Below are 25,204 nucleotides of genomic sequence, written 5' to 3'. Positions count from 1 at the left end.
TGGGGTCCTTTCAGCAGGGGTGTTACCACCACAACCCTACCTAAAGGTGCCGCAGGGCACATATTGTTACCAGATGTCTACGCCTGCCAGGGCGTAGGTTGAAGCCCCGCCCTGCAACTCGATGGACGTTACTGTAGCACCATGCAGCTCATTGGGTAGGGTCAGGCAGATATGAGACTCGCGTATATACCCGCCGTTGGCTCACCGCGCAGGTTGCGGGGCCGATAAGAGGCCAGAAGTTTGAGCAGCCGGGCTGTGCGCTGACCGGTGTCTGGCTGGACGTCAATGACGGCGCACCTGCCGATACCCTCACCGGCAATCAGCTGCAGGCCGTGCAGCTCAGCCGGCACGCCGCGTCCTGCCTGGAGAGTAAGCGTTGTCCCCTGCCAGCTATCTTCAATGTAGGGCGTTGAGGTTTCTACCACCAGGTTACAGCGTAGCCTGGCCGCTATCTCATTCGGGTTCGGCGGCTGTTCAGGGTTGAGCTGGCGGGCAATCTCAGCCAATGTAGCGGTGCCGATGAGCGAGAAGGCCCCGGCATACACCAGGTTCTGCCGGGGTGCGAAGGCCAGGGCCACAGGCTTTCCTAGGTAGGCGCTGAGGGCTATGTTGACCGGGTGGTCGTAGACCGCAAGCTGTTTCTCGGCGCCCCAGGAGGTGAAGGTGCTGGTGGCAGCGTTGGTGAGGGCTGGGACTGTGTAGCTGCCTGCCCCGGGTATGTGCAGGGTGAGGTCTGTCTTTCCGTCGCGGGCAGTTAGATCGGTGGTGATGCCCATCAGGGTCGGGTGGGCGACGGTGCGCAGTACGGTGCGGTCGGTGGGTGAGACGAGGGCCCAGCGGCGGTTGTAGAGGGGGCCGGACGCGGTGATCTCGGCTGTGGTGCGCGCTTGATGGCGGGCGCCTTTGAGGGGGCTGTAACCGAAGTGCGTGACGGTGAGGTGCATGGTTCTAGTCTTGCACAGTGTGGTCTGATGTATGCGGGGCAAGTAAAAGGCTCCCTGGCCGAAGCCGGGGAGCCTTTCTTTGTGCGCGATACTGGGATCGAACCAGTGACCCCTTCCATGTCAAGGAAGTGCGCTACCGCTGCGCCAATCGCGCGTGGAGGTGAGGACGGGATTCGAACCCGCGTACACGGTTTTGCAGACCGTTGCCTAACCACTCGACCACCCCACCACACGCTCAGACCGTGGTCTGAGTTGCGAAAACGAGTTGTTTTCGAGAGAGCGGTTGACGAGACTTGAACTCGCGACATCCACCTTGGCAAGGTGGTGCTCTACCAACTGAGCTACAACCGCAACTCGCATTACTTTACACGAAGCCAGGCAGAGTTTCAACCGAGCTGCCTAGCTCGCTCTACGCCCGCTCAACTTCCCTGCCAGATCGAGGCCGCCCCGTGCGTCCGCCCCCTACACAACGAGCGTGCACCATATCGCCGAGCGTGCATCTTTCTGCCGCACGCTCGGCGATATGGTGCACGCTCGCCAAAAAGCTACCCCGGCACTAGGCAACTGGCTTCAGCCCGTGGCGCATCAGCAGGTCTTTAAGGTTCTCAGGGTGCGCGGTAATGTCGTCCCACCTCACACGCACCACAACGTATCCGAGCTGTTCCAGCTCTCTTTGTCGCAGGTGCTCCCGCTGTATCACCCCGGTCGGTTCTCCGTAGGTGCCATCGTATTTGATGGCTCCATCGACTTCTAAGATGAGCTTCAGCTCTTCCCACAGAAAATCTGGCCGATAAACCTTTCCTTTAACCACCAGCTTGGCCTGCTCTTGTGGCCGGGGAAACTTCCAGTCAATCATGTGGTTTCTGGCAATCGTTTCTGCAGGAGAGGCCGCGTGCCGACTCATTCGTTGCGCAATCTGGCGGGCCCGCGCAACACCTCGCCCACTCACGTTCATCAGCAGTGGTTTCAAAGCAGCCGGCGAGCAGAGCTTACTGTTCAGCATGTAGTCCACGATGCACAGTGCCTCAATCAGAGGAAGGGTGCGGGCACAATCAACCGAGGTCTGCAGCGGGTCGGTCAGGTAGACCCCTTCGTGCAGTAGCGCCCGCTCGCACTCTACTGCTCGATTAGAAAAAATCTTATGATGTTGCGTTCGCGCCCTAATATGCGCCGAGGGCACGCTAGCCCAGATATGGCCAGGCAGGCTCAGAAAAGGGGCACCCCAGAACAGTGCCGCCGAGGCATGGCTCAGAACATACCCCGGGTGATTTTTAGCGAATGCGTAGTGTCTGACTTTTAGTTGTTGTTCTGGGGTGAGGGAATTCCATTCGCGCGTTAGGCAGTAGCTGTTGGGGGCAATTTTGGCGTAGACCCCTTGTGCGCAGTAGGTGCGGACGCGCGTGTGCGAGATCCCTCTCGCGGCAAGTTCTCGTGAGGTTTTGACCCGATCTCTAAGTTCTTTCATAGCGCTATTGTGAGATGCCTTAGAGCGGGAACCGTTTATTTCTGAAGATTTCAGCGACACTGTGGATAACTCGGGGTTTTCAGCGGCCAATCAGCGATTGAACCGGCAGTTTTCCACAGGTCAGACGAGAGAACCGCACACTTCCCTAGTAGGACGAGGCCTGCCCCGCCTGGATCCACCGCCCCGCGCGTCCGCTCGTCTTATCCGTCCTGCGCATACTGTTCCAAACCGTGCACCGCCAGGACGCGCCGCACACTGCCACGCACTGCCGCGCCACGAGCGTGCGCCTTATCACTGAAAGTGCGGCAGACAGATGCACGCTCGGCGATTTGACGCACGCTGGGCAGAAAAACCTTAAGCCATGCACCACATGCACACGCTCACACGATATAAAACAAAAACCCCGGCTCAATGAACCGGGGCTTATCTGGAGCGGTTGACGAGACTTGAACTCGCGACATCCACCTTGGCAAGGTGGTGCTCTACCAACTGAGCTACAACCGCATATGCAATTATTTGCAATGGATTTTCATCCAGTGCGCGATACTGGGATCGAACCAGTGACCCCTTCCATGTCAAGGAAGTGCGCTACCGCTGCGCCAATCGCGCTAGACACTCGCAAGGAGTGTTGCGAGCGGTTGACGAGACTTGAACTCGCGACATCCACCTTGGCAAGGTGGTGCTCTACCAACTGAGCTACAACCGCATTGTGTTTCAATTCCTTTGGGGAACCGAACCAACGAGTAAATACTTTACACACTTTTCTGGCTCCTGCCAAATCAACACGCACCTTCGCGTAAACCCTTTTTTACCGCGTGTTTTCGCGGTTTTTACCGCCGCAACCCCGCTCAGTTCAAAATTTTTCTTCTATGCCCTGTGCCACATCTTTGGGGGCGTACACTGTAAAAAACATTTCTATTCATCGTGGAGTTTTCATGCACCCCCAGCTTCTCACCGAACGTTTCACCCTGCGCCCCTTGCGTGAGGCCGATGCAGCGGCGATGGCTCAGGCTTGCCAGGACCCGGACATTATTCGTTTTTGCCTATCCGTACCCCTGAACTATACGGAAGAGACTGCCCGCGATTTCGTTGCCTACACCCATCAGGCAAGCGAGAGCGGGCATGAGCTGGTCTGGGGCATCGACGCGAGCGGGGTTTTCGCCGGTGTGGTGAGTCTCTTTAACATCACGGGTTCTTCGGCTGAGGTCGGCTACTGGTTAGCACCGGGTAGTCGCGGTCAGGGCTTACTGACCGAGGCCCTGGGCATGATGGTGGGCTTTGCCCTTGACCCCCAGGGGCTGGGCCTCGACAGGCTGAGCTGGAAGGCGCTTGCTGATAATGATGCCTCTGAGCGGGTGGCTCGCCGGGTTGGGTTTACCGATTTCCGTACGTTGGTGAAAAGCGAGCCGGGCCGCCCGCTTGAGGACGGCTCCACTCCCCTGCTTGATATGCGCGCCGCTGAGCTGACGCGCGACCGCTGGGCACAGCTGGGCTTCCCCGGCTAGGGCGGTTTTTATATACAAGGACGCCGGGGCGCACCTACCTGCTGCAGGCAGGCTGGTGTGCCCCGGCGTCCTGGTTTCACGCCGTCTTATCGTCCAGCATCCCCTCACGTGCCAGAGCGGTAAGGCGTGAAACCGCACGGAAGTACTTTTTCTGGTACCCGCCGGTCATCATTTCTTCGGTGAAGACCCGGTCGAAGGGTACGCCGGAGGCGATGATGGGGAGGTCTTTGTCGTAGAGGCGGTCGGCGAGGACGACGAAGCGCAGGGCGACTGCTTGTTGGGTGATGGTGGTGACGTTGCGCCAGGCGATGGCGTCGAGGCCGTCGATGAATTGGCGGTAGCGGGAGGGGTGCACGCGGGAGAGGTGGTCGATGAGGGCTTCGAAGTCGTCGATGGCGACGGTGCCGAGCCCGTCGAAACGACTATCGACCAGGGAGTCGAAATCAGCATCTGCGACAGGTGCGGGGGCGGCGGGTAGGCCGCGGTGGCGGAAGTCTTCGCCGTCGACACGCAGCACGTCGAACTGGTCGGCGAGTACCTGTATTTCGCGTTTGAAGTCGGCTGCGGCGAAGCGTCCTTCGCCGAGGGCGCCGGGCAGGGTGTTGGAGGTGGCGACGAGTTTGACGCCTGCTTCGGCGAGTTCGCGCATGAGGCGGGACATGAGTACGGTGTCGCCGGGGTCGTCGAGTTCAAATTCGTCGATGCAGACCAGCTTGTAGTTAGAGAGAGCTTCGACGGTTTTGCGGAAGGTCAGGGCGCCGACCAGGTTGGTGTATTCGACGAAGGTGCCGAAGGCTTTGGGCCCTTCGACCATGTGCCAGAGGGAGGCGAGCAGGTGGGTTTTACCCACGCCGAAGCCGCCGTCGAGATAGAGGCCGGCCTTGGTGTCGTCCTTCTTTTTGCCGCCACCGAAGAGTTTGCCGAAGAAACCGCCCCCGCTGGTTGCTCCGCCGCGGTTGATGTTTTCGCCGAAGGCGCGCAGGGCATCGACGGCCGCCTGTTGGGAGGGCTGGGCGGGGTCGGGGCGGTAGGTGTTGAAAGACACTTCACCGAAGCGTTCTGAGGGTCTGAACCCTGAGAGGAGTTCGTCGGCTGATACGTGGGGGGTGCGGTCGGTGAGGTGGGTGTAGGTTGCCACGTGTGGTCTTTCCCTTGGGCGCGACGGTGCGCTGGTGATTCGTACACCCACAGTCTAGTAGCTGGTGGGCAGGTTGCCCAATGTTGCGGGGGTCTTAGGGCGAACCTGACTCTAAGCCGGTTGGCTTGTTCACAGATTTGATGGTCAGGCTCTGGGCGGACGCCGGTGGGCAGCTTCTCGTTTTAGGCTGGTAGGTGCATACCTATTGACGTGAGTGAAAGGGAAGAGAAACGGTGGCGAAGGCGAAGAAGAAGGGGGCGGCTACGGCTGCTCTGGCTCTGTTGCAGCAGACCGGTACCGCTTTTGAGGTGCGCGAGTATGAGCATGTGGACGGTGAAACCAACTTTGGTCTGGAGGCTGCCGAAAAGCTGGGCCGCTCCCCCGAGCAGGTTTTTAAGACCCTGATGATTACCCACGAGAAGGATTTTGCGGTCTGTGTGGTGCCGGTGGGTGGCAAGCTGAATGTGAAGGCTGCTGCGGCTGCGCTGGGTTGGAAGTCTGCGAAGATGGCTGCCCCTGATGTGGCGGAGAAGCGCACCGGGTATGTGGTGGGCGGTATTTCTCCCCTGGGGCAGAAGACGGCTCACCCTACCCTGGTGGACGAAACTGCCCAGCTTTTTGACACGATTTTGGTGTCGGGAGGGCGCCGCGGCCTGGATGTGGAGCTAGCTGCCGACGACCTGGTTGCGCTGACGCAGGGGGCTTACGCCGATATTGCGGCTGCTTAGCCAGTCGGTGACGGTGTCGAACCAGAGCTGCGGGTCTACGTTCCATTCCCTGGTGTGGGGGGCCTTTTCGAAGGGCACAAAGTCCACCAGAGGAGATAGTTCCGCCAGGGCCTGTGAGGGCTGGTAGGGCACATAGGTATCATCGACCGAGTGCATGATCAAAGTAGGCACGGTAATGTCACCTGCCCGGTGAGGCCAGGAAATCTGTTGCAGGCTGATGGGTTCTTTCAGCCCGGTGAGAGTGCTGAGGGCGGGGTGGGTGATCATCTGTACACCCAGCTGACCGATGCGCAGCGGGATCTTGTTCAGGTGCGTGTGGTACTGGATGAGCTCAAGCCAGTCCAGGGCAGGACCGTCCAGCACCAGGGCTTGAATAGCCCGGCGGTTACGGGCCAGGTCGGCGGTCTGCATACAGATTGACCCGCCCATAGACCACCCAAAGAGCACCACGCTGCGAGCGCCGTGGGCCAGGGCATAGTCGATAGCGACTTCAACGTCCCGCCATTCGGTGAAGCCTAGACCGTAGCGGCCGTCTTCGCTGGCGGGTGCTTCGCGGTCGTTGCGGTAGCTCATGTGCAGGCTGGTGAGGCCCAGGGCCTGGGTGGCGTCGAGGGCGCGCAGGGTTTCGGCGCGGGTGGCGCCCATGCCGTGCACCATGATGGCCCAGGTGTCGCTCGGTTCAGGGGTACCGGGTTCGCCAGTTGCTTGGCCCTCCGTTGTTTGCTCGCCCAGTGCAGCCCCGGGGTGTACGACCCAGGCAGGGGCGGGGCCTACCGGCAGGGACAGCTCAATATCTTCAGCCCGATAGCCAGCCATAGCGGGGTCGGTGGCAACAACCCCGGTCAGGCGTCCGCGCTTTATATCTGCCATTGTGCCCCGGTAAATTTTTTCGATGCTCCGCACCACAGTCTTGTCCCCCGGCAGGTAGGAGGTCAGCTCCCCCAGCAGGGCAAAGCCCGCCCCGCCTGAGAAGTAGAAGCCGTAGTGGCCCGGGGCCAAGGTACGCTCGGTGGCGTCTATACGGATGCTGGTAGGCTGCTGGCCCTCGGCGATGTCGGCGCTGCTGTAGCCCAGGGAGTGCACGCGGACGTCCTCAACCGGTGCCTTGGGGGGAACCACGATTTTGCGGGCGAAGTGGGTGGCGATTCCTGCGGTGCCCAGGGCAGCGGCGCAGGCCAGGGTCGCTCCGGCGGCCCCGGCAACCCCCGCTACGGTAGCTAGGGTGAGGGTGCGGGCGGGTGTGGGGTGTACGTGCTCAGTAGCCATAATGCCCAGTGTACGGGAATAAGGGCCCCCTGCGCCTGCTTATACTGGTGCACAGATACAGCCGTGATGAAAGCGAGCAAGCCATGAGTGATTCTCTGCCCGGCCTTGGTGCCATTGCCAAGAACTGGAAGGAAGTTCTGAACCCCGATGAGTACGCGGTGCTGCGCCAAGGTGGCACGGAGCGGGCTTTTACCGGTGAGTATTGGGACACCACCACCGAGGGCGTCTACGCCTGTAGGGCCTGCGGCACCGAGCTGTTCCGGTCGACCGAGAAGTTTGAGAGCCACTGCGGCTGGCCCTCTTTCTTTGAGCCGCTCGCTGCTGACCGGGTGCGCTACATTGAGGACCGCTCTTTAGGTATGGTGCGCGTTGAGGTGCGCTGTGCCGCCTGCGACTCCCACCTGGGCCACGTATTTGAGGGTGAGGGCTACGATACCCCCACCGACCTGCGCTACTGCATCAACTCAATTAGCCTGACGCTGCACGAGAAGCCGGTCGAAGGTTAGGGCGCACTAGCCCCGGCCAGCGGGGTAAAGCTGGCATAATAGGGAGGTAGTTTTCCACCGGGAGGGAGTTTTATGGTGGCGCAACCTGTAGGGGGAACAGGTTCTCAGTTTGATTTACCTGAGGGGATTAGTATCCCCGAGGTGGTGTATCTCGACGAGCCTGAGGGAGGCACGCCGAGCGTCATTAACACCGAACGCGGCCTGCACCGCGTTGCCGATATTTTGGCGGCCGAGAGCGGCCCGGTTGCTGTTGATACCGAGCGAGCTTCTGGCATTCGCTACGGTCAGCGAGCTTTTTTGGTCCAACTCAAGCGCGGTAATTCCGGGGTGATTCTGATTGACCCCGAGAGTTTTGACGACCTCACCCTGATTAACGATGCCCTGGCCGGGGCTGAGTGGGTCTTGCATGCCGCAACCCAGGATTTGCCGTGTTTGGCGGAGATCGGCATGTACCCCGATGCCCTCTTTGATACCGAGCTGGGCGGACGCCTGGCCGGGTTTGAGCGCGTGGGGCTGGGGTACATGGTAGAGAACCTGTTGGGCTACAAGCTGGCCAAGGAGCACTCTGCCGTGGACTGGTCCCACCGTCCGCTCCCCGCCGCCTGGCTGAACTATGCCGCTTTGGACGTTGATATTCTGCTTGATCTGCGCGATGCGGTGGAAGATGAGCTGCGAGCCCAGGGCAAGCTGGCCTACGCGCTTGAGGAGTTCCGCTACGTGTGCGAGCACCCTGAGCGTGAAGAGAAGCCCGACCCCTGGCGCAAGACCAAGGGCATTCGCGATTTGAAGACCCGCCGACAGCTCACCGCCCTGCGCAACCTCTGGTACGAGCGTGAGCACCTGGCGCAGAAGAAGGACGTTGCCCCCAAGCGCCTGCTGCCCGATGCGTCCTTGATTACTGCTGCCCGGCTCATGCCGCGCACCGTCCCGGCTATTTTGCAGATTCCCGGCTTTCAAACCCGCGCTCTTAAGCGGGAGGCTCCGCGCTGGCTGAAGGCCCTGGCGGACGCGAAGAAGGAGGCGGAGCCCGTCCCCTTCACGACCCCGGCGTCCGGTCCCCCGCCGCTGAAGGCGTGGGAGGTCAAGCGCCCCGAGTCCGCCCTGCTCATTGCTGAGGCAAAACCTGCGGTGCTCGCTGTGGGCGAGCGCCTGAACATGCCGCAGGAGAACGTCCTTGCCCCCGATGTGCTGCGCCGCCTGTGCTGGGACCCGCCTGCCGGGTCGTCCGTTGAGGAACTTAGGGTAGCCCTGCTTGAACTTGGGGCACGCCAGTGGCAGATTGAACTTATAGCCCCTGACCTGGCTGATGTTTTTGCCCGGGTTAGACATTCATCTACAAAGTAAGGTTCAACTATGTGCACTACCTGTGGTTGTCAGAAGGAAAACAAGGACGCTCCCGCCCCCGCTGAGCAGGTCGAGACCGGTGGGCGCGGGCTCACCCGCCGCCAGGCGGTAGCGGGCACTGCGGGTCTGGGCGCCGGTGCCGCGCTGCTAACTGCCTGCGGTTCTTCTGACGAGTCTGAGAGCCTGACCGCCAACGACGGCCGCCCGGCACAGGCCACCGACATGGCCGCGGTTGCGGACGTCCCCGTAGGCGGCGTCATTCAGGCCAACAACGACGGTGTGACCGTCATGATCACCCAGCCGTCTGAGGGCACCTTCCACGCCTTCTCATCGGTCTGCACCCACCAGGGCTGCCAGCTGAACGCACAGAAAGAAAAGACCATGACCTGCCCCTGCCACGCCTCAGTATTCTCACTGGAGGACGGCTCGGTCCAAGGCGGCCCAGCAGAAACCGCCCTGCCCGAGTTTACGGTGGAGGTCAAGGACGGCAGGATCTGGGTTTCCTAAGCTAGCCATAACGGATGCACGGGCTCACAGCGAAGCTGTTGGCACGGGGCTGGCGTGAATCGCTTGTGAGCGCTAGCGAACCAGCGAGAGGGTCGACAGCGAGCGTGAGCCCGTGCATCCTGTTCTAAGCACGCTTTGCGGCCCCTTAATTGCCGCCTAGCTAGTGTGCTTAGGCTTCTCACCTTCGGTGCGGGCGAAGGGCACCATGTTCCCGGCGAGCTGCGCGAGAATATCGGCACTAATTTTCTGGGGGGTAAGCCCGACTTCTTCGAGGATTTCGCCGCGTTCGGCGTGCTTGATGAATTCGGCGGGTAGGCCGAGTTCGTTGAGGGCGGTGTCGATTCCGGCTGCTCGCATTTCTTGGCGGATGCGGGAGCCTACGCCGCCTGCCCGCACGCCGTCCTCCATGGAGACGACGATGCGGTGTTCGCCGGCGAGGGTTACTACGCTGGCGGGTACGGGCATGACCCAGCGGGGGTCGATGACGGTTACGCTCACGCCCTGCTCGGCGAGTAGGTCTGCGGTGTCGAGGGCGAGACGGGCGAAGGCACCGACTCCGATGAGGAGCACGTCGCGCTGGCCGCTTTCGGGGTTGGGTTCGCCGTGGCGGGCGAGGACGTCCGTGCCGTCTGCCAGGCGCTCAAGTGCGGGGATGTCGGCGCCCACTGAGCCCTTGGGGTAGCGCACCACGGTGGGGGCGTCCTCGATGGCGACGGCTTCGCGGAGTTCTTCGCGCAAGGTTACAGCGTCGCGGGGGGCAGCTAAGTGCAGGCCGGGGATGAACTGCAGCAGGGCAAGGTCCCACATGCCGTGGTGGGAGGCTCCATCGGGGCCGGTGACGCCGGATCGGTCCAGCACTATGGTTACGCCGGCCTTGTGCAGGGCGACGTCCATGAGCAGCTGGTCGAAGCCGCGGTTGAGGAAGGTCGCGTAGAGGGCGATCACGGGGTGCTGGCCGCCGTAGGCCAGGCCCGCGCTCATAGCGATAGCGTGCTGTTCGGCGATACCCACGTCGATGACGCGGTCGGGGTGGGCGGCAGCCATAGGCTTGAGGCCAACGGGAATGAGCATAGCGCCGGTGACGCCGACGATGTCGTCGCGTTCATCGGCAATATCTTTGATTTCTTGGGCAAAGACGCTGGTCCAGGATTTTCCGGATGACTTGGCTAGAGCTTCGCCGGTATCGGGGTCGATGACGCCGACGGCGTGGAACATGTCGTCCTTATCGCTCACAGCAGGCGCGTAGCCGTGGCCCTTTTCGGTGATGGCGTGCACGATGACGGGCCCGCCAAAGTTTTTGGCCGATTCCAGGGCGGTTTCTACAGCTTCCAGGTCGTGCCCGTCGATGGGGCCCACGTACTTCATGCCGAGGTCTTCGAAGATACCGCCGGGTACCATGACGTCCTTGATGCCGGCCTTCATGCCGTGCAGGCCGCGGTAAATCATCTGGCCGACCGAGCCGCCCTTTTGGAGCTTTGTGCGGGCTGCGGCCAGGGTGCGCTCGTAACGGGAATCCAGGCGCACCTTATCGAGACGGTTCTGCAGTTCGTGCTGCAGGGCAGCCAGCTGGTTGGCAAAGCCGCCGACGGTAGGGGCGTAGGAGCGGCCGTTGTCGTTGACAACGATGACGACCTTGCGGTTTTTATCCGCTGCGATGTTGTTGACCGCTTCCCAGGCCATACCGCCGGTGAGCGCACCGTCGCCGATGACGGCTACGGTGTAGCGGTCGTCCTGCCCGGTGAGCTGGTAGGCGCGGGAGATGCCGTCTGCCCAGGAAAGGGACGAGGACGCGTGCGAGGACTCAACGATGTCGTGGTCAGATTCTGCGCGCTCAGGGTAGCCTGCAATGCCGCCCTTCTGGCGCAGGGTTTCAAAATTCTGGCGGCCGGTCACCAGCTTATGAACGTAGGACTGGTGGCCGGTATCAAAGACGATGGAATCGTGGGGGGAATTGAAGACCCGGTGAATGCCCAGGGTCAGTTCAACAACGCCCAGGTTGGGGCCCAGGTGCCCGCCGGTTCGCGAGACATTGTTAACGAGGAACTCACGAATCTCTTGGGCAAGCTCGGTGAGCTGCTCGGAGCTCAGAGCGTTCAGGTCGCTCGGCTCACCAATAGTTTCTAGTAGTCCCACGATTACTCCCCCGTTCACCGGCTAGCTGCACCCCAACGTCCTTGTAGCTGTGGGCGGCGGTCACCGGTCAAAAGTCTAGTGTGTTGCAATTAAGTAACTTTACCCGCTCAGTGCTGGTTTAGCGATTCACAGTGTGGGAAGCAGTGTAGCGCTTGTGTTTCAGTTAGGTTTCATCACGCGTGGCACTTTTCAAATGTATATACGAGCCGCTAGTATCAGTGTTCAACAGCTCACACTGTGCACTGGCACACAAATATAGGTCACAGTGAGACTGAATCATTACCAGGCTAGTTCCCTCACTAGCCCCGCACGAATGGATTTCTTCTATGACCGCAGCAATCGACTGGGCGAACAGTATTATCTGGTCACCCGTGCTGGTATATCTTTGCCTGGCTGTTGGCGTGTACTTCACCATCCGCACCCGCCTGCTCCAGATCCGTCAGATTCCCACCATGATTCGCGCGACCTTCAAGGGCGAGTCATCTAAGGACGGCGTCTCGTCCTTCCAGGCCCTTGCCATGTCACTCGCTGGCCGCGTAGGCACCGGTAACATCGCCGGCGTTGCCACCGCCATCGCCTTCGGCGGTCCCGGCGCCGTCTTCTGGATGTGGACCGTAGCCTTCCTGGGCTCATCAACCTCCTTCATCGAGTCCACCCTGGGACAGATTTATAAGGAACGCGATAAGGTCACCGGCGAGTACCGCGGCGGCCCTGCCTACTACTTTGAAAAGGCCTACCGTCACACCAAGTACTCCGGGCTCTTCAAGGTCTACGCCTCCATCTTTGCTTTTGCCACCGTCCTTGCCTGCGGTTTCTTCCTGCCGGGCGTTCAGGCTAACGGTATTGCAACCTCCATGCAGGGAGCCTTCCCCGAGGTTCACCCCTGGATGACCGCCACCGGCATCACCATCCTGCTGGCCTTCATCGTCGTTGGTGGCGTCAAGCGTATTGCAACCTTCGCCTCTGTTGTGGTTCCCTTCATGGCTATCATCTACATCGTGCTGGCCATGATCGTAGCCTTCATCAACATCAACATGCTGGGTGACGTTATCAACCTGATCTTCTCATCAGCATTTGGTCTGCACGCAACCTTCGGTGCCATCATCGGCACCGCCGTTGAGTGGGGCGTCAAGCGCGGCATCTACTCCAACGAAGCTGGCCAGGGCACCGGCCCCCACGCCGCTGCAGCTGCTGAGGTCAAGCACCCCGCCGCCCAGGGCTTCGTACAGGCAATGGCAGTCTACATCGACACCCTCTTCGTCTGCTCCGCTACTGCCTTCCTGATCCTTTCAACCGGCATGTACCGCGTCTACGAGGGCGGCTCAGCCGATACCCCGGTCCTGGCTGAGGGCTCGGGCAACCTGGCCGAAGGCGCTACCGTTGGTCCGGCATTTGCACAGTCCGCCTTCGATACGCTGATCCCCGGTGCTGGCCCGATCTTCATCGCAGTTTCACTGGGTTTCTTCGCCTTCACCACCATCGTGGCCTACTACTACATGGCAGAAACCAACCTGCGTTACCTGACCCGTAACCTGCAGAACAAGACCCTGGGCAACGCCCTGTTGCGTTTGCTGCAGCTGCTGATTCTGACCGCAACCGTTATTGGCTGCGTCAGCACCGCAGGTGCCGCCTGGGCCCTTGGCGATATCGGCGTAGGTCTGATGGCCTGGCTGAACATCGTGGGTATTCTGGTCATTCAGAAGCCCGCTCTACAGGTGCTCAAGGACTACGAGCAGCAGAAGAAGCAGGGCCTTGACCCCATGTTCGACCCCCGACCTCTCGGCATCAAGAACGCTGATTTCTGGGAGACCTACTACGATGTGAAGACCGGTGCTATCCCGGTTCAGGACGCCAAGTAAGACAAACTAGGCTTTAGCTACTCAGGCGCCCCGCACAGTCAAGGATTGTGCGGGGCGCTTCTGCGTGTAGGGTGGGGTCATGAGCACTCTTCATCCCTCCCCGCTGGGCGACCAGCGCCCCACTCGGGAGCAACTCCAAAACTTTGTCAACGGAACCCTAGATGACAGATTGCCCGTAGCTGGTACTCCCCTGCGCATGCTCATTGTTGGCATCAACCCTGGGCTGTGGACGTCCGCCGTTAACGCCCCCTTCGCTGGATCGCGCCGGAATCGTCACTCCTAGGGTGGACGCCTCACGCGGCCTGAGCGACGAGGTAGAGGAACAGCTAGCCCACCTGGGAATTGGTATCACCAATCTGGTTGACCGGGCAACTGCGCGGGCTGACGAGCTCACAGTCCAGGAGCTGAAGGACGCCCTCCCCCGGCTAGTTACCCTCACCCACGCCTATAGACCGCAGGCTGTAGCGATTGCGGGCATCACAGCCTATCGGACAGCCTTCGGCGATAGGAAGGCTCAGCTGGGGCGACAAGACACCTCCCAGATTGAGGGATGGAACCCGGCGAGCCAGCTCTGGGTCGTGCCTCAGCCTAGCGGTTTGAACGCCCACGAAAATATTGATTCCCTAGCGGATAAGTGGCGGCAAGTCTGGGACTCCACGCAGCCGCTCACCTAGCCACGCCCGTCCCTGCCCCCGTCCCCGCTACCGTTACCGCTACCGCACATAAGGGACCAGATTCCTCCCCAAATCCTCAATGCCTACCGATACTTCGAACAGTTATCTGGTCCCAACTTTATAGAAAACAAATAAAAAGGTCTGTGGCCCCCACTCGAAAGTGGGGGCCACAGACCGTGAACCTGTTAGCGCTCTAGAACTTAGGAGCCGCGGACCAGGTTGCGCAGAACGTACTGCAGGATGCCGCCGTTGCGGTAGTAGTCGGCTTCACCGGGGGTGTCGATGCGAACTACAGCGTCGAACTCGGTGACCTTGCCGTCTTCAGCGGTGGCGGTGACCTTGAGGGTCTTGGGGGTGGTGCCCTCGTTCAGTTCGGTCAGGCCGGTGATATCGAAAGTTTCGGTACCGGTCAGGCCGAGTGATTCGTGGGATTCACCGGCGGGGAACTGCAGGGGTACAACGCCCATACCGATCAGGTTTGAACGGTGGATACGCTCGAAGGATTCAGCGATCACTGCCTTGACGCCCAGCAGGGTGGTGCCCTTAGCAGCCCAGTCACGAGATGAACCGGTGCCGTATTCCTTACCGCCCAGAACAACCAGCGGAATGCCAGCTGCCTGGTAGTTCATGGAGGCATCGTAGACGGTGGACTGCTCACCGCCCTGGGTGAAGTCACGGGTAAAGCCGCCTTCAACGCCGTCCAGAAGCTGGTTCTTGATACGGATGTTGGCGAAGGTACCGCGAATCATGACCTCGTGGTTACCGCGGCGGGAGCCGTAGGAGTTGAAGTCCTTGCGTTCTACACCGTTTTCGATCAGGTACTTACCTGCGGGGGTGTCTGACTTGAAGGAACCTGCCGGTGAGATGTGGTCGGTGGTGACCGAGTCGCCCAGCTTGAGCAGCACGCGGGCGCCCTTGATGTCCTCAACGGGGGTGGTTTCCATGGTCATGCCCTCGAAGTACGGGGGCTTGCGCACGTAGGTGGACTTGTCGTCCCACTCGAAGGTGGAGCCGGTGGGGGTCTCCAGGGCCTGCCAGCGCTCGTCACCGTCGAAGATGGTGCCGTATTCCTTGGTGTACATGTCGGTATCGACTGATTCGTCGATAATCTTCTGTACTTCTTCGGGGTCGGGCCAGATGTCCTTGAGGAAGACCTCGTTGCCATCGGCGTCGGTGCCCAGGGCGTCCTTCTCGAAGTCGAAGTCCATGGTACCGGCCAGGGCGTAGGCGATGACCAGCGGCGGGGAGGCCAGGTAGTTCATCTTGACGTCCGGTGAGATACGGCCTTCGAAGTTACGGTTACCCGAGAGAACCGCGGTGACGGAGAGGTCTTCGCTCTGGATTGCCTCTGAGATTTCGGGCTCCAGGGGGCCGGAGTTACCGATACAGGTGGCGCAACCATAGCCGACGACGTAGAAGCCGAGCTTCTCGAGGTCAGGCAGCAGACCTGCCTTCTCGTAGTAGTCGGTGACGACCTTTGAGCCGGGGGCGATGGAGGTCTTGACCCAGGGCTTGGCGGTCAGGCCCTTGGCGGCGGCGTTGCGGGCGAGGACGCCTGCTGCCATCATGACCGAGGGGTTGGAGGTGTTGGTGCAGGAGGTAATCGAGGCGATGGACACCGCACCGTTCTTGAGCTCGAACTCGCGGCCGTCGGCCATGGAGACCTGGGCTGACTTGTCGGTCTCGCCGTCCTTGGCGTAGTTCTTGATGTCTGATTCGAACTGGCTCTTGGACTCTGAGAGCAGGATGCGGTCCTGGGGCCGCTTGGGGCCTGCGATAGAGGGGACCACGGTGGAGAGGTCCAGTTCCAGGTACTCGGAGTACTCAACGTCGACGGAGGGGTCGTGCCAGAGGCCCTGTTCCTTGGTGTAGGCCTCGACCAGGGCGACCTGCTCTTCGCTGCGGCCGGTGAGGCGTAGGTACTCGAGGGTCTTCTCGTCGATGGGGAACATGGCGGCGGTGGAGCCGAATTCGGGGCTCATGTTACCGATGGTTGCACGGTTTGCCAGGGGCACCTGGCCGACGCCTTCGCCGTAGAATTCAACGAACTTGCCGACGACGCCGTGTTCGCGCAGCATTTCGGTAATGGTGAGGACGACGTCGGTTGCGGTTGCGCCGGAGGGGATGGAGCCGGTGAGCTTGAAGCCGACGACGCGGGGAATCAGCATGGAGACGGGCTGGCCGAGCATTGCTGCCTCAGCTTCGATGCCGCCAACGCCCCAGCCGAGAACGCCCAGACCGTTCACCATGGTGGTGTGGGAGTCGGTTCCTACAACGGTGTCGGGGTAGGCGCGCAGGACGCCGTTGACCTCGCGGGCCATGATGGTGCGGGCCAAGTATTCGATGTTGACCTGGTGCACGATACCCATGCCGGGAGGAACGACCTTGAAGTCGTCGAAGGCGGTCTGACCCCAGCGCAGGAACTTGTAGCGTTCACCGTTGCGCTGGTATTCGATGTCCATGTTGCGGGTGATAGCGTCGGCGGTGCCGAAGGTATCAATCTGCACGGAGTGGTCGATGACTAGCTCGGCAGGTGCCAGGGGGTTGATCTTGGAGGGGTCACCGCCCAGTTCCTTCACGGCCTCGCGCATGGTGGCAAGGTCAACGACACAGGGTACGCCGGTGAAGTCCTGCATGATGACGCGGGCGGGGGTGAACTGGATTTCGGTATCGGGTTCCGCAGAGGGATCCCAGTTGGCGAGTGCCTTGATGTGGCCTTCGGTGATGTTGGCACCGTCTTCGGTGCGCAGAAGGTTTTCGAGTAGAACCTTCAGGGAGTAAGGCAGCTTCTGTGAGCCGTCTACTGCCTTCAGACGGAAAATTTCATAGTCGGTTCCGTTGACGGAAAGTACGCCCTTTGAACCGAAGCTATCCACAGTGCTCATATGTGGGACTCCTCTCGACACTGTCTTGCGATTGGCTCGTGCGCCGGTGGGCACCGTCGCGTCTGCGCGACGGGTGTGTGATGCTCGCTCTTGAGCCTGTGGGCACGAGGCCACTGCCTTTTAGTGTACCGCGTATCACGTTGTTCACATATTTTGAAGACGGTTCGTAAGCAAATGTTTCGTCTGCATGTTTCAGGGAGCGGACGCCCGCCCCAGCTCGGGCGCGACTTTTCGGCTTTGGCAAGGAAAATGTGCCGTTAATATATTGCGTTCTCGTGCCAGAATAGGGGCATGACGGTTTCTCCTGGACACCTGCACCGGGCACAAACAAGGCCTGTGGCAAACACACTCAATGTAGCCTTTCGGTGGCTTCTTATCGGTAGCGCTGCGGTTTTTGCGCTGGCCACCTCGGTAGCTCTAGCGCTCCCCCACCCGACCTCAGTTCAGCTTGAGTCGATGATCAGCTGGGCGGCAGTGCTTTCTTTCCTTGCGGGTGCCACCTCCCTATTGGGAGTGGGTATCACCGAGATTTTTCACAGTACATCCGCTGAAACGAAAACCAGCAGGGAGTATGTTAAGCCGACCCCGGGCGTCCGTCTGCCTCTTTCCTTTTGTGGGTTGGGGCTGGTGTTAGCTATCTACTACGGTTTGCATGTCTTTTGGTGGAATCCCCTAGCAACAGCCCCAGGCTACACCCTCAGCGAGATTTACAGCCTGATGAAGGAGACCAACCAATTTAGCCTCTTTGTCGTGATTGTGTGGGGCTTTATCGTTGCACTTCTTTTAGCCGCCCTGCCGAACGTGCACGAGTGGTTGCGGGGCATGGCATCCTACAGCACCAAACGCGCTATCGGTTTCTGTTCTCTTGCTGTAGCTATCGCTTGCTTCCTTCTCTTTCTGGGGTGGGGCTGGCACATGGGCGTGGGGCTGGCAGATACATTCATAACGACCGGCGGTGAGCACTCCCCCACAGCTGTTCCGTTTGGGGTAGCTACCCTCGTGCTCGGCGCGCTGGGCATCTACGGGCTCTTTGTACCTGCCCGTACCCGCTAGCACCAGCATCCAACCTGCTAGCGGCCCCCTTTCGCGGTAGAATAAACGAACCTATGTTCGAATTCCCAGGAAGAGGTCTCGATGGCTCGCCGCACCACCGCGCACGATGACTACCCCACCGACGTCGTCGAAAATATCGTCGATATCGACGTGACCAGCGAGATGGAAACCAGCTTCCTGGAATACTCCTACTCGGTCATCTACTCCCGCGCCCTACCCGATGCCCGCGACGGCCTCAAGCCCGTGCAGCGCCGCATCCTCTACATGATGCAGCAGATGGGCCTGCGCCCCGACAAGGGCCACGTCAAGAGCGCCCGTGTGATCGGCGAAGTCATGGGTAAGCTGCACCCCCACGGCGACGGCGCCATCTACGACGCCATGGTGCGCCTGGCCCAGCCCTTCTCTATGCGCCTGCCCGTGGTCGACGGCCACGGCAACTTCGGCTCCCTGGACGACGGCCCGGCAGCTTCCCGCTACACCGAGGTCCGCATGGCCCCAGCGGCCCTCGCCATGACCGCCAACCTGGACGAAGACGTCGTGGATTTCGTCCCCAACTACGACAACCAGTTCATGCAGCCGGCCGTCCTGCCCGCTGCCTACCCCAACCTTTTGGTCAATGGCTCAGCCGGTATCGCTGTCGGCATGGCCACCAACATGGCCCCCCACAACCTGCGCGAGGTCATAGCCGCTGCCCGCCACCTGCTCGATAACCCCGAGGCCACCCTCAAAGACATCATGAAGTTCGTGCCCGGCCCTGACCTGCCCTCCGGCGGCACCATCGTGGGCACCTCCGGCATTAAGGACGCCTACGAAAAGGGGCGCGGCATCTTCAAGACCCGCGCCAAGGTCTCCATCGAACAGGTCACCGCCCGCAAACAGGGCATTGTGGTCACCGAACTGCCCTACCTGGTTGGCCCCGAAAAGGTCATCGAAAAAATCAAGGACGGCGTCAACTCCAAGAAGCTGCAGGGCATCTCAGACGTCGTTGACCTGACCGACCGCAAAAACGGTCTGCGCATGGTCATTGAAATCAAGAATGGCTTCAACCCCAAGGCCGTGCTCGCCGCCCTCTACAAGCACACCCCGCTAGAAGACTCCTTCGGCATCAACAACGTAGCCCTGGTAGACGGCCAGCCCCAGACCCTGGGCCTGCTCGACCTGCTGCACGTCTACGTCAACCACCGCCTGGACGTCGTGCGCCGCCGCACCAACCACCGCCTAGGCAAGCGCCGCGACCGCCTGCACCTGGTCGAGGGCTTGCTGGTAGCCATCGTCGATATCGACGAGGTCATCCAGATTATCCGCTCCTCCGACGAAACCGCCCAGGCCCGTGAGCGCCTCATGCAGATTTACGACCTGAGCGAGGTACAGGCCAACCACATTCTCGAACTGCGCCTGCGCCAGCTCACCAAGTACTCCCGCATCGAGCTTGAAGCCGAACGCGACGAACTCTTGGCAGAAATCGCCTCCCTCGAAGAAATCCTCGGCTCCGACGTAAAACTCCGCGCCCTGGTCTCCGAAGAACTACAGCAGGTCGCCGACGAATACGGCACCGACCGCCGCACCAAAATCGTCACCAAGGACGAGCTAGCCGACGCGGTTGCCGCTCTGTCGGCGTCCGCCTCCAAGGCCAAAAAAGAAGCCGGCCTCTCCCTCGAAATCGCGGACGACCCCTGCTGGGTCCTGCTCTCCACCTCGGGCCAGCTGGGGCGCACCAGCGGCGTCAAGGGCCAACGCCCCACCCTGCTCGACCCGGGCAAACGCATCAAACACGACGCCTACCTCTCCATCGTGCCCACCAGCGCCCGCGGCGAAATCGGTGCGGTAACTTCAAGCGGTCGCCTGATTCGTGTGCCCGTCATCGACCTACCCGTCCTCGAAGAAGCCGGCGGCACACCCCAGCCCACCAGCGGCGTCAAAGCCGCAGACGCCATCACCCTAGCCCGCGGCGAAAAACTCGTCGGCCTGGCACCGCTCAATGCCATCCTGGCCCTGGCCACCGAACGCGGCGTCGTCAAACGAGTCAACCCCGACTACCCGCTCAACGCCACCGAGTTTGAGATCATGAAACTCAAGCCCAAGGACGCCGTCATCAGCGTAGCCGTCTGCGACTCCAACGACGCCCTACTCACCTTCATCACCGAACAAGCCAAACTCCTCACCTTCGACGCCGCCAAGGTCCGCCCCCAAGGACGCACCGGCGGCGGCATGGCCGGCATGAAGGTAGCCGACGACGACAAACTCATCGCCTTCGGCGTCACCGCTCCCGGCGCGGACGCCCAAGTCGTCACTATCACCGACGGCGGCGAAGACGGAGCCACCGCCAAAGTCACCGAACTCACCGAATTCCCGCAAAAGGGACGCGCAACCGGCGGCATGCGAGCCCACCGCTTCCTCAAGGGAGAAACCGCCCTCGCCCTCGCATGGGTGGGCGTCGGCCCCGCCAAGGCAGTCTCATCCGCCGGTGTTGCCCGCACCCTACCCACCGAATTCGGCCCTCGCGACGGATCCGGCGTACTCCTAGCCCAGAGCATCGACGCAATCGGCCCCAACTACCAGGCACTGACCTCCCCCGCACCTGTATCAGAGCTATCAGAAGAACCCGCCGACCAGCCTGAAGTTCAGGTTGAAGAGGACGCTCTCTTCTAATAAACCTGGTTAGCGGGGAAGGGAGTGTTGGTGTGCCTGCCGACCCTCTTGGGCTCGCGCTGGGGCGCTCGCCCAATTCACGCCAGCCCCGAGCCAGCAGGCACACCAACACTCCCTCCCCTGAAATCAGTTGCGGGCGCGCCCGCTACTTTCTTCCATTACACTGCTGAACGCAGCCGGGAATTCACTTCAGCAACCACCTGCTCGGGGTTGGTAGCGGACGCCGTCACCCGCCTACCGTTGATCAGGGTAAAGGTAACGGAGGGGCCGCCGGTCAGATAGCCGGTGTTACCTCCGCCCATAATTCTGAGACCGGCCCCCTGTGCCAGACCGGTTTCTGGCCCCACTTCTGCCTTCTCAATCTCGCTGTAGGGTAGCTCTTTCGAGAAGACCTTCATGGTGGTGATTTTGAGAGAAGTATCGAGCAGGTCAATGCGGGTGCTGCTAAAGATCATCGGAATAATAACCAGCGCTACGGAAGCTCCCACAAGCGCTGAAACGAGAAGCCCCTGGCTGGTGCCGTCCTTATCAACGGGGCCAAAAATCATGATGGGCAGTGCAACACTCAGCAGCACAAAAACTATGACCCCGCACAGAAACAGCTTGAACTTCTTAGTCAGGGGCGCAACGTAGCTGTGCTCTTGAAGAGTAGGCATGGGATTCACTCACTATCTGTAGCTCGAGCTCTAGAAATTTATTACCTAGAACACATTTTATCCCCCCATGGTAAATTTCCAGACAGCAGATACATTTACGCTGCCACTCTAGATACAGAAAGCCCCTCCCGCGTCGTCCTTTGATAGGAACCTTGGGAGGGGTCTTCTGCCAGCTATCGAAGCTTCACCACGGTATCGCAGGCCGCGATGTCCTCGGCGCGGTGGGAGACTAGGACGACCGCAGGCAGCTTGGTCTTGCCCTTGACCTTCTGGCCGGGGGCGCGCTTAGTACCGCGGGCAACCTCATTAATCAGAGCCACCGCAGCGGGGGCATCGAGGTGGGCGGTCGGCTCATCCATCAGCAGCAGGGGCGAATCCACCAGCAGGGTGCGGGCAATCGCAATACGCTGACGCTGACCGCCCGACACATAAGAACCACCAGCCCCCACCAGGGTCTGCAGGCCAGCAGGCAGGGACCGCACAAAATCGCCCAGCCCTACCCGGTCAAGCACCTCGTACATCTCTTCATCGGTGGGGCGCTCGTCCGCCGAACGGGCAATCGCCAGGTTATTAGCGATAGTGGACTCAAAGATATAGGCAGACTGGGGGCACCAGGCCGCGTACCCGCGCAAAGACTGGGCGTCAAAGGCACGACCGTTCACTCGAATCTGCCCCTGCTCAACGGGCAAGAAGCCCAGCAGGGTAGCCAGAGCAGTTGTCTTGCCCGAGCCCGAGGGGCCGGTGATACCCAGCCACTGCCCCGACGATACTGATGCTGACAGGCCGGTAAAGACAGGCTGCTCCATATCGGGCCAGCGGGTAGCGAGCGAATTCAGTTCCAGGGTGATGGACTTATGCGCTGCCCGGTTCTTAGCCCCGATACCGGGATCCCCAAGAATATCTCGGATCTCGCCCGTACCGGCGTCCTGCCCCTCAACTGCGGCGGTAGCGTCCACGGTCTCAAAGTTAGCGCGGGTGCGGGCAACCAGAGCCGCGAAAGCGGGCCAGCCGCGGACAGCGTCCAGGTGGGCGGCGGTGCTCTCGAACAGGCCGGTCATCATGAGAATGACGATGGCAGCGGTCGGCGCGGTTACAGTACCGGCTTCAACCGCCGGCCAAACACTAGCAACCACAGCTAGGGCGGCGCCCCACCAGGTTACGACCATGAGCCCCTGCCCCACACCAATGGCGCGGGAGCTCTTGAGACGGGAGGCTTGGGCGTAGCCGTCCTGACGGGAAACAGCCAGGGCAACGGTTTGGTCAAGGCCGTTGTTGTGCAGGTCGGTGGCAGCATCAAGAGCCGAGACGCCCAGGCGGAGCATGGCCGAGGTTTCCCGGCGGGCGACGGCGTCTGCGCGCTCGTCCGCACGCAGCACCACTGCCGGAATCACGAAGGTAGAGATAAGAATAGCGATGACGACCGGTAGCAGGGCCTGCGGGGTAGCCCAGGCCGTCACGCCCAGCACCAGCAGCATAACAATCAGGTGGGAGGCAAGGGGCAGGATTACACGCGGAATAGCGTCGCGTAGCTCATCGATATCTCCGACCAAGCGGTCGAGAATCTTATCGCCTCGCAGCAGGGAACGTACAGAAAGCACGGTTCGCCCAGCGGCATCCCAGGCACGCACGCGCAGGGTATTCGCTGCCCCCAGCACCAGGTCATGAGTACGTAGGCGCTCAGCATAGCGGGAGGTAGCCCGGCCCAGGCCGAAGAAGCGGACGCCAGTCACAGCAACCAGCAAGTACATCATGGCAGGCTGTTCGGCGGCACGCACAATCAGCCAGCCTGAGAGGGCGGTGAGGCTGACGGCAAAGACTACGGTAAGGACTGACAGTAGAATCGGCAGGGCCATATCGCGCTTGCGGATGCCGGTGAGCTCCCCCAGGTGGCGCAGGGTTTTCAGGACGCCCGCCGCGGCCGGCTCTGCCGCCTGTTCGGTTGAGCTTGCAGCAGCCTGCACGGGGGCAGAGTCTTCGAGCTCGCCGGTGGCGACGGCGTCCGCCAGGGTCGCAAGTGCGTAGCCGCCTAGTCCGTCGGTGTTCTGGGCGGTGAGCTCCCAGGTAACGCCGTGGGGCTTTGAAGTCGCCTGGAGCAGGTTGTTGGTGGCGGCAGCCAGGGCTGTGTCGTGGGTGACGATAATCAGGGTTGCGCCGGTTTCCTGCAGGGCAGCTAGGGCGACGTTCACCTTGGCCGCTGAAACCGGGTCGAGGTGGGCGGTGGGTTCGTCAATCAGTACGGTGACGCGTTCTTCCTGGGCCTGAAGTGTGGCAACGCGGGCCAGGGCACGGGCAATAGCAAGACGGCGCATCTGGCCAGCTGAGAGGGCTTCCGGCGGCAGGTCGGCGAGGTCAGACAGCCCTACCGAGTGCAGGAAGGAGGTGAAGTAATCGCGGTCCTCAGCGGTGAAAGCGACGGAATCATCGAGCAGGGTTGAGGCGTAGTTGATGCCTTCGAGGGCACCTTCGCCGCGGGTTACGGTGGCGTAGAGGGCGACCTCTGCCAGGGCTGTGGGGGCGATGAAGGTGGGTGACTGGCTAATCCAGACGGTGGAGCCGGTGCCAGATACCAGGCCGGAGACGTGCACCGGTTCGGTGGTGCCGGTGGGCACCAGATCGTTGCGCAGGGCTCCGCCCAGTACCGAGAGCAGGGTGGTTTTGCCGCAGCCGGAAGGCCCTGTGATTGCGGTGGTGGTTCCGTGGCGCAGGGTGAAGCTCACGCCGGTGAGGGTGCGGTCGCGGCCCGGGTAGGCGACAGAGAGCTGGCGCACCGAGATGCGGTCGCCGCCGGGGGCGACGGTGGCGTGGGGAATGGGCTGGTCGATGATGGCCTCGGCGCGGCGGAGGGCTGCCACGCCGTCCTCAGACTGATGGTAGGCGGTGCCCACATCGCGCAGGGGCTGGTAGCACTCGGGGGCCAGCAGCAGGGCGAAGAGGGCGACGTCGAGCCCCAGGTTCCCCTCCACTAGGCGCAGGCCAATCAGCACCGCTACCAGGGCTACCGAGATGGTGGTAATCAGTTCCAGGGCCAGCGATGAGAGGAAGGCCGAGCGCAGGGTGTACATGGTGGCCTTGCGGTAGCGCTCCCCCAGATCGCCCAGCGCCTTGGACTGGGCCCGCGAGCGCCCCAGACCCACCAGCACGGGCAGTCCCTTGACCAGTTCGACGATGTGGTCAGAAAGACGCAGCAGGTCGCGCTGGGCGCGGGCGGTGTCTTCTGCTGTGGTTCGGCCGATGAGCACCATGAAGAGAGGGATCAGCGGCAGGGTGCAGATGATCACCAGAGCTGAGACCCAGTCGTAGAAGGCGATGAAGATGAGCAGCAGGGTGGGCACTACGGCTGTGGAGACAAAGGCGGTAAGAGTCTTGGTGTAGTAGTCATCCAGGGCATTGAGGCCTCGGGAAAGCAGGACGGCGGTGGCACCGGTGCCGTCGGGGGTGTCGATACCGCCGGTGGCAAGGACGCGGCGGATGAGTTTGCGGCGGATGGTGGTTTTGGCACCCACCGCTGCCTGCTGGGCGTAGAAGCCCAGGGACCAGTCGGCGGCTGCGCGCACCAAAAGTGCAATGACGCCGGTGACCGCCAGGGAGAGCAGGCCCGGCTGCATGAAGGGGGTGGCAAAGAAGATACCGGTGAGCTGGGCCTGGCCGTTACCGGCGAAGATGGCAAGCTGCTCGGCGTGGGCAGAATCGTAGGTTTTACCCTCGTAGAGCACCGCATAAGTCATGCGGGCCAGCAGGGTGATGGCGGTGCCCAGCACCGCGGCAAAGACAATGAGCGCCAGGGTTTTGAGTGCGGTGAGCACGGCAAAAACGGTGAGGTTTCTCTTGGCATGGGGCCCCAGCGGGGGCCGCTTGCTCGTTGTGGGAGCGGTCATTCTCGATTGTGTCCTTG

General features: G+C 61.4%; 18 protein-coding genes and 6 tRNA genes. 10 read left to right on the top strand and 14 right to left on the bottom strand.

What is annotated here, in order from left to right; genetic code table 11:
- Positions 1-161: 161 nt before the first annotated feature.
- The 8 genes from L7A20_RS08635 to L7A20_RS08600 all read right to left on the bottom strand — a co-directional run bounded on the left by L7A20_RS08635 (position 162) and on the right by L7A20_RS08600 (position 3,115).
- Positions 162-944, bottom strand: a complete 783-nt coding sequence (locus tag L7A20_RS08635; protein WP_237223088.1) for an MOSC N-terminal beta barrel domain-containing protein — start codon at positions 942-944, stop codon at positions 162-164.
- 82 nt (positions 945-1,026) lie between these two features.
- Positions 1,027-1,098 (bottom strand) — tRNA-Val (locus tag L7A20_RS08630).
- A gap of 1 nt (position 1,099) precedes the next feature.
- Positions 1,100-1,173, bottom strand: a tRNA-Cys gene (locus tag L7A20_RS08625).
- A 49-nt stretch (positions 1,174-1,222) separates the two neighbouring features.
- A tRNA-Gly gene (locus tag L7A20_RS08620) sits at positions 1,223-1,295 on the bottom strand.
- Between the two features lie 205 nt (positions 1,296-1,500).
- Positions 1,501-2,409, bottom strand: coding sequence for a DUF559 domain-containing protein (locus L7A20_RS08615; protein WP_237223087.1), 909 nt, complete (start codon positions 2,407-2,409; stop codon positions 1,501-1,503).
- A 428-nt stretch (positions 2,410-2,837) separates the two neighbouring features.
- Positions 2,838-2,913 (bottom strand) — tRNA-Gly (locus L7A20_RS08610).
- Between the two features lie 33 nt (positions 2,914-2,946).
- Positions 2,947-3,018 (bottom strand) — tRNA-Val (locus tag L7A20_RS08605).
- A 24-nt stretch (positions 3,019-3,042) separates the two neighbouring features.
- Positions 3,043-3,115: transfer RNA gene (locus L7A20_RS08600), tRNA-Gly, on the bottom strand.
- Positions 3,116-3,344: 229 nt separating this feature from the next.
- Between L7A20_RS08600 and L7A20_RS08595 the strand changes: the two genes are divergently transcribed.
- On the top strand, positions 3,345-3,914 hold the full coding sequence (locus L7A20_RS08595; protein WP_237223086.1) for a GNAT family N-acetyltransferase: 570 nt from the start codon (positions 3,345-3,347) through the stop codon (positions 3,912-3,914).
- 76 nt (positions 3,915-3,990) lie between these two features.
- Here the strand turns inward: L7A20_RS08595 and zapE are convergent, their stop codons facing one another.
- On the bottom strand, positions 3,991-5,052 hold the full coding sequence (gene zapE / locus L7A20_RS08590) for a cell division protein ZapE (RefSeq protein ID WP_237223085.1): 1,062 nt from the start codon (positions 5,050-5,052) through the stop codon (positions 3,991-3,993).
- Between the two features lie 233 nt (positions 5,053-5,285).
- Between zapE and ybaK the strand changes: the two genes are divergently transcribed.
- Positions 5,286-5,780, top strand: a complete 495-nt coding sequence (gene ybaK / locus L7A20_RS08585) for a Cys-tRNA(Pro) deacylase (protein ID WP_185173059.1) — start codon at positions 5,286-5,288, stop codon at positions 5,778-5,780.
- On the opposite strand, the gene L7A20_RS08580 is transcribed toward ybaK, so the two are convergent.
- On the bottom strand, positions 5,718-7,046 hold the full coding sequence (locus L7A20_RS08580; RefSeq protein ID WP_237223084.1) for an alpha/beta hydrolase family protein: 1,329 nt from the start codon (positions 7,044-7,046) through the stop codon (positions 5,718-5,720). The genes ybaK and L7A20_RS08580 overlap by 63 nt on opposite strands.
- Positions 7,047-7,129: 83 nt before the next feature.
- Here L7A20_RS08580 and msrB point away from each other — a divergent pair, with 83 nt between their 5' ends.
- The 3 genes from msrB (at position 7,130) to L7A20_RS08565 (ending at position 9,403) form a co-directional block, all read left to right on the top strand.
- Positions 7,130-7,552 carry a peptide-methionine (R)-S-oxide reductase MsrB gene (gene msrB, locus L7A20_RS08575; RefSeq protein WP_185173061.1) on the top strand — a complete coding sequence of 141 codons (423 nt, stop codon included), beginning with the start codon at positions 7,130-7,132 and terminating at the stop codon, positions 7,550-7,552.
- A 72-nt stretch (positions 7,553-7,624) separates the two neighbouring features.
- Complete coding sequence (locus tag L7A20_RS08570; RefSeq protein ID WP_237223083.1) at positions 7,625-8,896, top strand: HRDC domain-containing protein; 1,272 nt, start codon at positions 7,625-7,627, stop codon at positions 8,894-8,896.
- Between the two features lie 9 nt (positions 8,897-8,905).
- The gene (locus L7A20_RS08565) at positions 8,906-9,403 is read left to right on the top strand and encodes a Rieske (2Fe-2S) protein (RefSeq protein ID WP_237211999.1); all 498 of its coding nucleotides are present in this window, start codon (positions 8,906-8,908) and stop codon (positions 9,401-9,403) included.
- 156 nt (positions 9,404-9,559) lie between these two features.
- On the opposite strand, the gene dxs is transcribed toward L7A20_RS08565, so the two are convergent.
- Positions 9,560-11,536: a 1-deoxy-D-xylulose-5-phosphate synthase gene (dxs, locus tag L7A20_RS08560; protein ID WP_237223082.1), complete on the bottom strand. Its 1,977-nt coding sequence runs from the start codon at positions 11,534-11,536 to the stop codon at positions 9,560-9,562.
- 326 nt (positions 11,537-11,862) lie between these two features.
- Here dxs and L7A20_RS08555 point away from each other — a divergent pair, with 326 nt between their 5' ends.
- From L7A20_RS08555 to L7A20_RS08550, 3 genes are all read left to right on the top strand, one after another.
- Positions 11,863-13,395, top strand: a complete 1,533-nt coding sequence (locus tag L7A20_RS08555; protein WP_237204819.1) for an alanine/glycine:cation symporter family protein — start codon at positions 11,863-11,865, stop codon at positions 13,393-13,395.
- Between the two features lie 79 nt (positions 13,396-13,474).
- Positions 13,475-13,678: a hypothetical protein gene (locus L7A20_RS12045; RefSeq protein ID WP_336603571.1), complete on the top strand. Its 204-nt coding sequence runs from the start codon at positions 13,475-13,477 to the stop codon at positions 13,676-13,678.
- 1 nt (position 13,679) lies between these two features.
- Entirely contained in the window at positions 13,680-14,069 is a 390-nt protein-coding gene (locus L7A20_RS08550) for a mismatch-specific DNA-glycosylase (RefSeq protein ID WP_336603570.1), read from the top strand.
- A 200-nt stretch (positions 14,070-14,269) separates the two neighbouring features.
- Here the strand turns inward: L7A20_RS08550 and acnA are convergent, their stop codons facing one another.
- Positions 14,270-16,954, bottom strand: coding sequence for an aconitate hydratase AcnA (acnA, locus tag L7A20_RS08545; RefSeq protein WP_237223081.1), 2,685 nt, complete (start codon positions 16,952-16,954; stop codon positions 14,270-14,272).
- 336 nt (positions 16,955-17,290) lie between these two features.
- On the opposite strand from acnA, the gene L7A20_RS08540 reads away from it, so the two are divergent.
- Together L7A20_RS08540 and L7A20_RS08535 are read left to right on the top strand one after the other, a co-directional pair.
- Positions 17,291-18,007, top strand: a complete 717-nt coding sequence (locus tag L7A20_RS08540; RefSeq protein ID WP_237223080.1) for a hypothetical protein — start codon at positions 17,291-17,293, stop codon at positions 18,005-18,007.
- Between the two features lie 81 nt (positions 18,008-18,088).
- Positions 18,089-20,656, top strand: a complete 2,568-nt coding sequence (locus L7A20_RS08535; RefSeq protein WP_237223079.1) for a DNA gyrase/topoisomerase IV subunit A — start codon at positions 18,089-18,091, stop codon at positions 20,654-20,656.
- A 158-nt stretch (positions 20,657-20,814) separates the two neighbouring features.
- On the opposite strand, the gene L7A20_RS08530 is transcribed toward L7A20_RS08535, so the two are convergent.
- Complete coding sequence (locus tag L7A20_RS08530) at positions 20,815-21,312, bottom strand: hypothetical protein (RefSeq protein ID WP_237223078.1); 498 nt, start codon at positions 21,310-21,312, stop codon at positions 20,815-20,817.
- 173 nt (positions 21,313-21,485) lie between these two features.
- On the bottom strand, positions 21,486-25,187 hold the full coding sequence (gene cydC / locus L7A20_RS08525) for a thiol reductant ABC exporter subunit CydC (protein ID WP_237223077.1): 3,702 nt from the start codon (positions 25,185-25,187) through the stop codon (positions 21,486-21,488).
- Between the last annotated feature and the right edge of the window lie 17 nt (positions 25,188-25,204).

Source organism: Rothia nasimurium (assembly GCF_928381415.1).
In the GTDB taxonomy this organism is placed as follows: Bacteria; Actinomycetota; Actinomycetes; order Actinomycetales; family Micrococcaceae; genus Rothia; species Rothia nasimurium_H.
The sequence above is the reverse complement of the archived record's forward strand: the minus strand, read 5'-3'. Positions and strand labels throughout refer to the sequence as shown.

What these genes read in the sequence shown, in the direction of transcription:
- L7A20_RS08635 (WP_237223088.1), bottom strand. Translation starts at nt 944, where the DNA reads ATGCACCTCACCGTCACGCACTTCGGTTACAGCCCCCTCAAAGGCGCC.
- cydC (WP_237223077.1), bottom strand. Translation starts at nt 25,187, where the DNA reads ATGACCGCTCCCACAACGAGCAAGCGGCCCCCGCTGGGGCCCCATGCC.
- L7A20_RS08595 (WP_237223086.1), top strand. Translation starts at nt 3,345, where the DNA reads ATGCACCCCCAGCTTCTCACCGAACGTTTCACCCTGCGCCCCTTGCGT.
- msrB (WP_185173061.1), top strand. Translation starts at nt 7,130, where the DNA reads ATGAGTGATTCTCTGCCCGGCCTTGGTGCCATTGCCAAGAACTGGAAG.
- L7A20_RS08530 (WP_237223078.1), bottom strand. Translation starts at nt 21,312, where the DNA reads ATGCCTACTCTTCAAGAGCACAGCTACGTTGCGCCCCTGACTAAGAAG.
- L7A20_RS08615 (WP_237223087.1), bottom strand. Translation starts at nt 2,409, where the DNA reads ATGAAAGAACTTAGAGATCGGGTCAAAACCTCACGAGAACTTGCCGCG.
- L7A20_RS08535 (WP_237223079.1), top strand. Translation starts at nt 18,089, where the DNA reads ATGGCTCGCCGCACCACCGCGCACGATGACTACCCCACCGACGTCGTC.
- L7A20_RS08570 (WP_237223083.1), top strand. Translation starts at nt 7,625, where the DNA reads ATGGTGGCGCAACCTGTAGGGGGAACAGGTTCTCAGTTTGATTTACCT.
- L7A20_RS12045 (WP_336603571.1), top strand. Translation starts at nt 13,475, where the DNA reads ATGAGCACTCTTCATCCCTCCCCGCTGGGCGACCAGCGCCCCACTCGG.
- L7A20_RS08565 (WP_237211999.1), top strand. Translation starts at nt 8,906, where the DNA reads ATGTGCACTACCTGTGGTTGTCAGAAGGAAAACAAGGACGCTCCCGCC.
- L7A20_RS08580 (WP_237223084.1), bottom strand. Translation starts at nt 7,046, where the DNA reads ATGGCTACTGAGCACGTACACCCCACACCCGCCCGCACCCTCACCCTA.
- L7A20_RS08555 (WP_237204819.1), top strand. Translation starts at nt 11,863, where the DNA reads ATGACCGCAGCAATCGACTGGGCGAACAGTATTATCTGGTCACCCGTG.
- acnA (WP_237223081.1), bottom strand. Translation starts at nt 16,954, where the DNA reads ATGAGCACTGTGGATAGCTTCGGTTCAAAGGGCGTACTTTCCGTCAAC.